The organism is uncultured Bradyrhizobium sp. (assembly GCF_936943645.1).
Classification (GTDB): domain Bacteria; phylum Pseudomonadota; class Alphaproteobacteria; order Rhizobiales; family Xanthobacteraceae; genus Bradyrhizobium.
In genome coordinates this window covers 306,955-314,197 of record NZ_CAKZJO010000053.1, presented here as the reverse complement: position 1 = coordinate 314,197, position 7,243 = coordinate 306,955, and the positions used below count along the sequence as shown (strand labels likewise).

The following is a 7,243-nucleotide window of genomic DNA, read 5'->3' as shown; positions in this document are numbered from 1 at the left end:
TCTTCAAGAAGATCGGCATTCCGCTGGCGCCGTTCACGCTGGCGCTGGTGCTCGGCAGCCGGGCCGAGGATGCGTTCCGCCTGTCGATGATCGGCTCCGGCGGGAACCTTGGAGTGTTCTGGTCGAACGGGCTGGTCGGCTCGATTACCACGCTCGCGATCGTGCTGCTGTTCTGGCCCGTGATCGACGGCCTGCTCGCCCGCGTCGGATTGACACAGCGCGTCGGCACGGTTCAACGCAAGGATGCATAGTCTTTTTGGGTCAAAGGGATAGGCTGTCGCCGGTGTCCCGATATGTCGCCGCAAGCAGCCCCATTTGTTTCTGAATGTTGCAGGCGCGGCACAACCCTTGGGCGCGGGCCGGTATATGCTTCCAATCACAAAATCGTGCGGAGGGGAGATCTCCATGAAGCGGATCGTGATTGGAATGGCGGCGGCGCTGTCGCTGTTCGCGACGGGCGCAGTGGCGGCGGATTTGGCGGCACGCCCCTATGTCAAGGCGCCGGTGATGGATCCGGTCTGGAGCTGGACCGGCTGGTATGTCGGCGCCAACGGCGGCTACAGCTGGGGCCGCTCGCGCACCAACGTCAACTATTTCGACTCGGTAACCGGCGCGGCGGTCGTGCCTCCTGCGGGTTCCATCACCAATGCCTCGTTCGACATGAACGGCGGGATTGCGGGTGGCCAGGCCGGCTACAATTGGCAGAACGCCAATTGGGTCTACGGCATCGAGGGCGATCTGCAATGGTCGGGTGAGCGGGGCAGCACCGCGTTTGTCTGCGCCGGCAGCGCCGTCTTCCCGATCGCGGGGCCCTGTCTTCCCGGCCTGACATTCCTTCCGGCCGGCGCCGGAACGAACACGGTCCTGACGATCGACCAGCATCTGCAATGGTTCGGCACCGTCCGTGGCCGCGTCGGCATCCTGGCGACCCCGAAGGTGCTGTTCTACGGCACCGGCGGTCTGGCCTTCGGCGAGATCAAGACCACCGGCACCATGACCGGTTTCACGCCCGCAGGCGTTGCGATCGCCTCGATCGGTTCGAACTCGACGACGCGCGCCGGCTGGACCGTTGGTGTGGGTGTCGAAGGCAAGATCACCCGGAACTGGAGCGCCAAGCTCGAATATCTCTACATGGATCTCGGACGCTTCTCGTCCGGTCCGTTCACGCTCGCGCCGCTCTCCACCATCAGCGCCAGCGCTTCCTCCCACTTCACCGATCACATCCTGCGCGCCGGCATCAACTATCAGTTCGACAGCCCGGTGGTTGCGAAATACTGAATCAACAAAGGCGTCAAACAAGAAGCAAAGCCCGGCCTCGCGCCGGGCTTTGTCGTTTCTGGCTGCCTTCATCGGCCTCGCCCGCGAGCGGTCTGCTGCGATCGCGAGCTCTGATCCCCCGAACGACCGACATTCGATCGCAGGACGCGAGCCGAACGGTCTTTCCCTAGGGTCGCCGCACTGAATCGTCCGCGCATCATGCGCGCCGGCGATCAGGCAGTGGCTTTTCCGAGGGAAGATAGATGACACGAACTCTGCTGGTTGCGTCCGCGATCGCCATGCTGCTCGCGCCAGGCGCCTTTGCCGCCGATCTCGCGGTGCCGCGCATCTACACCAAAGCGCCGCCGGTGGCCGTTGATCCCATCTACAATTGGAGCGGATTCTATGCCGGCCTCAACGTCGGTTACGGCTGGGGCCGCTCGGCGACGACAACGGATTTCATCGACAGCGGCGGCGGCGCGCTGCTCAGCTCGAGCGCTGGTACGTTCAATCTCGACGGTGTCACCGGCGGCGGGCAGGTCGGCTACAACTGGCAGCGTGACATGTTCGTCGCCGGCTTCGAGGCCGATTTTCAGGGCAGCGGCCGCAAGGGCCGTTTCGACGCGCTCTGCGCGGGGGCGCCGGACGGGGTGCAGGACGGCATCTGCACGCCGGGCCATCGCGGCGACAACGACTTTGATCCCGCGCTGCCGGTGACGTTCAATCTCACCCAGAAGCTCGACTGGTTCGGCACCGTTCGCGGCCGGCTCGGTGTCGCCGTGACACCGCGTGTGCTGCTCTACGGCACCGGCGGTCTTGCTTACGGTCGGGTCTCCACCTCAGGCAGCGTGAGCGCGATCAATGTCACGGGCTCGCCGGGCTCCAGCGACAACCTCGCATTCACGCCGGTTGCAGCGAACTTCAGCAGCAGCACCACCAGGGTCGGCTGGAGCGCCGGCGCCGGCATCGAAGGTGCGTTCGCCGACAATTGGAGTGCCAGGCTCGAATATCTCTATGTCGATCTCGGAACGGTGTCCGGATCGCTCACCACGCCCGTGATCGCACTCAGCGGTGCGCCTCTCGTCATCGGCTATCGCTCGCACATCACCGAGAACATCTTGCGCTTCGGCGTGAACTACCGCTTCAGCGGTACGTGAGCGAGGCCACAGCTCCTTGAATCAAAAGCCCGGCCTCGGGCCGGGCTTTGTCCTTGGCGGCATCGGGCGTGGTGCTCACACCACCTTGGCGTCCCTGAGCTTGCTGATCTCGTCCGCACCGAAGCCGAATTCCTTCAGCACCTCCTCGGTCTGCTCGCCGAAGTCCGGCGGCCGCGCCACCATCCGGCTCGGCGTGCGCGACAGCGTCACGGGCTGGCCGACCAGGCGGATATGGCGGCTCTCGTCGTTCGGCACGTCCTGGGCGATGCCGAGATGCCTGACTTGCGCATCCTCGAACATCTGGTCGATGGCATAGATCGGCCCGCAGGGCACGCCGGCCTCGTTGAGTTCGCGAACCCAGGTCTCGGTCGATTTCGTCACGGTGCGCTTCTCGATCTCGGCGTTGAGCGCGTCGCGGTTCTTGGAGCGGGCAGGGGCCGTCGCGTAGTCGGGATGGGCATAGAGTTCGGGCGCGCCGATCGCCTGCGCACAGCGCTCCCAGATCCGTCCGCCGGTGGTGGCGATGTTGATGTAGCCGTCCGAGGTCTTGAACACGCCGGTCGGGATGCTGGTCGGATGATTGTTGCCGGCCTGTTTTGCCACTTCCTTCTCCATCAGCCAGCGCGCGGCCTGGAAGTCGAGCATGAAGATCTGGGCCTGGAGCAGCGAGGTCTGCACCCACTGTCCCTTGCCCGAGACCTCGCGTTCGAGCAGCGCAGTGAGGATACCCATGGCGCAGAACAGGCCGGCCGTCAGGTCGGCCACGGGGATGCCGACCCGCATCGGGCCTTCACCCGGCGCGCCGGTGATCGACATCAGCCCGCCCATGCCCTGCGCGATCTGATCGAAGCCCGGCCGCTTGTGATAGGGCCCGTCCTGGCCGAACCCGGAAATGCTGCCATAGACGATGCGCGGGTTGATTGCGGCGAGGCTCTCGTAGTCGATGCCGAGCTTCTTCTTCACGTCGGGCCGGAAATTCTCCACCACGACGTCGGCCTTGGCGGCGAGGCGCTTGAACACGGCGAGCCCGCGCTCGTCCTTCAGGTTCAGCGTCATGGCCCTCTTGTTGCGGTGCAAATTCTGGAAGTCGGAACCGCGCCGCGGCCCGCCCGGCTGCTCGCCGCCGGCATCCTCGGTCAAGGCGTCGATCTTGACGACATTGGCGCCCCAGTCCGCCAGCTGGCGCACGCAAGTGGGACCGGAGCGGACACGGGTCAGATCGAGCACGGTGAAGCGCGACAGGGCTTCCGAGGCATGCGGAAAGGGCATCTTGAGAGGCTCCAGGACAGATTGCGGCGCCTACCATAGTGCCGAAAGGTCACCCGACAAGCCGGGCCGGCGCCGGTCCCGCCTGCCGAAATGCCATGCCTGATATCATGTCTGATACCTTGCCTGATGCGGTGCCCGACCGATCAGCGCGACAGGCGCCTCAGTTCGGCGCGGGCCTTTTCGGCCAGGGGATCGTCGCCGTGGCGCGCGATGAAGAGCTCGAGGGCTTCCCGCGTTCCCTTCTGGTGGGCGGCCTCGTATTCCTCTGCCACCGCAACGGCGGGGTCGCGGGCCATCGGCATGGCGGGCGCGCGCGCCGCCTTGCCGCTGTCGTCCGCCTTGGCCTTTTCCACCATGACAGGCAGTCCTCCGAAGGGTTGTCGAGGCAGGCCGGCGAGCGCGATCAGGGCGCCCAACAGGCCGGCCGGAAGTAAACGTCGCTTCATGAAACCCCTGCAAATCACGGGCCCTGCGGGAACGGAGGCCGTTGCTCGCCTCCCGTATGACTACGGGATTTGATGACTAACAAGGCCTTATGGAAGGGGGGCGGACGCCAGTGCCGCATTTAAACCAAACGTTTAACTCTCAAGCTAGAATCATCTGCCGTCGCGGCGAATCACGCGCGATGCTCTGCCCTGGAGAGTCCATTGGCTACCGCTGTTAACGTCAGTGCCACCAACAACGCCGAGATCGACGGCCTGCTGTCGGGCGCCAAATGGTCTGGCACGATCACTTACAGTTTTCCCGACGCAGCGAGCGACTACGCCAATCCCTATAGCGGCGGCAACGGCGAGCCGACCACGTCGGGCTTTGCAGCGGTGCCCACGCAGATCCAGGCGGCGATCAACTACGCGATCGGGCTGATCCTCAGTTACACCAACGCCGACATCCAGTACGCGGGCACGAACGGCGCCGACATCATGATCGCGCAGTCGCCGGCCGCCAGTCCGACCGCCTACGCCTACTATCCCGGCAACTACGCGCCCGGCGGCGACATCTGGTTCGGCACCCAGTACAATTTCTCGCTGGCCAAGCTCGGCAATTACTACTTCACCACCGCGCTGCACGAGCTCGGCCATGCCGTCGGCCTCAAGCATAGCCAGGAGACCGGCGGCCCCGCCAACGTCGCGGTGCCGAGCGCGCATGACGACAGTGAATACACCGTCATGAGCTATCGCAGCTATGTCGGCGGTTCGACCACGTCCGGCTATACCAACGAAGCGTACGGATATTCGCAGACCTATATGGCCAACGATATCCTCGCGCTCCAGACGATGTACGGCGCGGACTTCACGACCCAGAGCACCAACACGGTCTACACCTGGAATCCGACCACGGGCCAGGAGTTCATCAACGGTGTCGGACAGCTCGCACCGGGCGGTGGCGTCGGCGGCTCGGCCAACCGCATCTACGAGACGGTCTGGGACGGCGGCGGCGTCGACACTTACGACCTGTCGAACTACACGACGAACCTGAGCATCAACCTCAATCCCGGCGCCTCGTCGGTGTTCTCGTCCGTGCAACTGGCGTATCTCGGCGATGGCCATTACGCGTCGGGCAACGTCTACAACGCCTATCTCTACAACGGCGACGCGCGCTCCTACATCGACAACGCCACCGGCGGATCCGGCAACGACACCATCCTCGGCAACGCCATCGCCAACACGCTGAACGGCGGCGGCGGCAACGACACGATCACGGGCGGGGCGGGCAACGACACCATCATCGGCGGTGCCGGCACCGACACGGCGGTGTATTCGGGCAGCCGGGCCAATTACACGATTTCGTACAACGCCACGTCGCAGACCTTCACTCTGGTCGACCTGCGCAGCGGTTCTCCCGACGGAACCGATACGGTCAGTGGCGTCGAATATTTCCAGTTTGGGGGCGCCACGGTGGCCGCCTCCAGTCTCGTGCCCAGCGCGATCGAGACGTTCGGATCGACCAGCGTCGCCCTGACGAACGGCAACTATTACCTCAACAGCATCTCGACCGGCAGCGGACCCACGCTGAAATACGCCGGCGCTGCCGTGATCGCAGCCAACTACAGCACCTGGTCGGTGATCGGCGCCGAGCAGGTGTCGGGCGGCGGTTACGATGTGGTCTGGAAGAATTCGGCGAATGCCCATTATTCGGTCTGGAGCACGGACAGCAACGGCAACTTCCTGACCACGCTCGCCTCGGCGCCCGAGGTGCTTGGCACCGATGCGACGCTGCAGGCGCTGGAGCCGACGCTCCATCAGGATCTCAACGGCGACGGCACGACCGGCGTCCCCGTTACCCCGCCCGTCAGCAGCGGCACGATCGAAGCGTTCGGATCGACCGCGACGGTTCTGTCCGGTGGCAACTATTATCTGAACAGCATCTCGACCGGGACCGGACCCACCTTGAAATACGCCGGCTCCGTCGTCAACGCCGCCAATTACAGCACGTGGTCGGTGATCGGCGCCGAGCAGGTGTCGGGCGGTGGTTACGACGTGGTCTGGAAGAACTCGGCAAATGCCCATTATTCGGTCTGGAGCACGGACAGCACCGGCAACTTCATCACGACTCTCGGCTCGGCTTCCGAGATGCTTGGGACCGACGCGTCTCTGAAGGGGTTGGAACCGACGCTCCATCAGGATCTGAACGGCGACGGCACGATCGGCCTCCCTGTCGTCCCCGTCAACGGCGTCACGATCGAAGCGTTCGGAGCGACCCGCGCGGTCTTGTACAGCGGCAACTACTATCTGTACGACGCCGCCGGTGCCGGTCCTACTCTGAAATATGCCGGCGCCACCGTGAACGCGGCCAATTACAGCACGTGGTCGGTGATCGGCGCCGAGCAGGTGTCCGGCGGCGGCTACGACGTGGTCTGGAAGAATTCGGCAAACGCCCATTATTCGGTCTGGAGCACGGACAGTAACGGCAATTTCCTGACCACACTCGCCGCGGCTCCCGAGGTGCTGGGAACCGATGCATCCCTCAAGGCGCTGGAGCCGACGCTCTATCAGGACCTCAATGGGGACGGCACCGTCGGCGCAGCGGCGCCCGCGACTGCGGATCTTGCGACCTCCGGTGACGGCTTTGCGTTCAATTTTGTACAGAGCGGGACTTCCGCCGCGTCCGAAGTGCCGGACGCCATGCCCGCGCCGCTCAACGTGCCGACTACGTCAGAGCTATGGACGCAACAGTTGGGGAGTCACGATGCGTCCGTGAACGACGTTCTGGCTGACCTTGTTCACAACCTGCAGGGACACGGCTTTTTGCTGAGCTGACGAGGTCGGTCGCGTCGAATCGACGCAGCGCGGTGACCTTTCCGCTGCGGGAAAAGGCCAGGTCGCGTTCTCGGCGTCAACCACGCGCTTGCGATCCCCGCTTGGGCCGTGACTGTCGTCGTAGGCCATCCCCCGTTCAGTTGGCGACGCGTTAAGCGCGCTTTTCTCGCGCAAAAATCCCTGTAAAATTACTACGTCAGATTGAACCTTAGTTGATCCGGCGCGACCACTAGAAAGCCCGCGACCCATCGCGCAACAGTTGCGCGATCCGAGGCGCCGAACAGCCTGCTTCTTCTTTTCCCA

General features: G+C 64.3%; 5 protein-coding genes and 1 pseudogene. 4 read left to right on the top strand and 2 right to left on the bottom strand.

The window, feature by feature from the left end; translation table 11 throughout:
* From Q0743_RS13350 to Q0743_RS13340, 3 genes and pseudogenes are all read left to right on the top strand, one after another.
* Positions 1-251, top strand: a pseudogene (locus tag Q0743_RS13350) (tripartite tricarboxylate transporter permease); the annotation flags it as partial.
* 154 nt (positions 252-405) lie between these two features.
* Positions 406-1,278, top strand: coding sequence for an outer membrane protein (locus Q0743_RS13345; RefSeq protein WP_298241985.1), 873 nt, complete (start codon positions 406-408; stop codon positions 1,276-1,278).
* A gap of 242 nt (positions 1,279-1,520) precedes the next feature.
* A complete protein-coding gene (locus Q0743_RS13340) occupies positions 1,521-2,414 on the top strand; it encodes an outer membrane protein (protein WP_298241984.1) in 894 nt (297 codons plus the stop codon).
* 75 nt (positions 2,415-2,489) lie between these two features.
* On the opposite strand, the gene Q0743_RS13335 is transcribed toward Q0743_RS13340, so the two are convergent.
* Positions 2,490-3,683 carry a CoA transferase gene (locus tag Q0743_RS13335; protein WP_298241983.1) on the bottom strand — a complete coding sequence of 398 codons (1,194 nt, stop codon included), beginning with the start codon at positions 3,681-3,683 and terminating at the stop codon, positions 2,490-2,492.
* Between the two features lie 143 nt (positions 3,684-3,826).
* Positions 3,827-4,129 (bottom strand): hypothetical protein, encoded by a 303-nt coding sequence (locus Q0743_RS13330; protein ID WP_298241982.1) that lies wholly within the window; start codon positions 4,127-4,129, stop codon positions 3,827-3,829.
* Positions 4,130-4,330: 201 nt separating this feature from the next.
* Between Q0743_RS13330 and Q0743_RS13325 the strand changes: the two genes are divergently transcribed.
* On the top strand, positions 4,331-6,940 hold the full coding sequence (locus tag Q0743_RS13325) for a M10 family metallopeptidase C-terminal domain-containing protein (protein WP_298241981.1): 2,610 nt from the start codon (positions 4,331-4,333) through the stop codon (positions 6,938-6,940).
* The last annotated feature ends 303 nt before the right edge of the window (positions 6,941-7,243 follow it).

Bases quoted from the DNA above. Each gene is read 5' to 3' on its own strand.
- Q0743_RS13330 (WP_298241982.1), bottom strand. From the start codon at position 4,129: ATGAAGCGACGTTTACTTCCGGCCGGCCTGTTGGGCGCCCTGATCGCG.
- Q0743_RS13340 (WP_298241984.1), top strand. From the start codon at position 1,521: ATGACACGAACTCTGCTGGTTGCGTCCGCGATCGCCATGCTGCTCGCG.
- Q0743_RS13345 (WP_298241985.1), top strand. From the start codon at position 406: ATGAAGCGGATCGTGATTGGAATGGCGGCGGCGCTGTCGCTGTTCGCG.
- Q0743_RS13335 (WP_298241983.1), bottom strand. From the start codon at position 3,683: ATGCCCTTTCCGCATGCCTCGGAAGCCCTGTCGCGCTTCACCGTGCTC.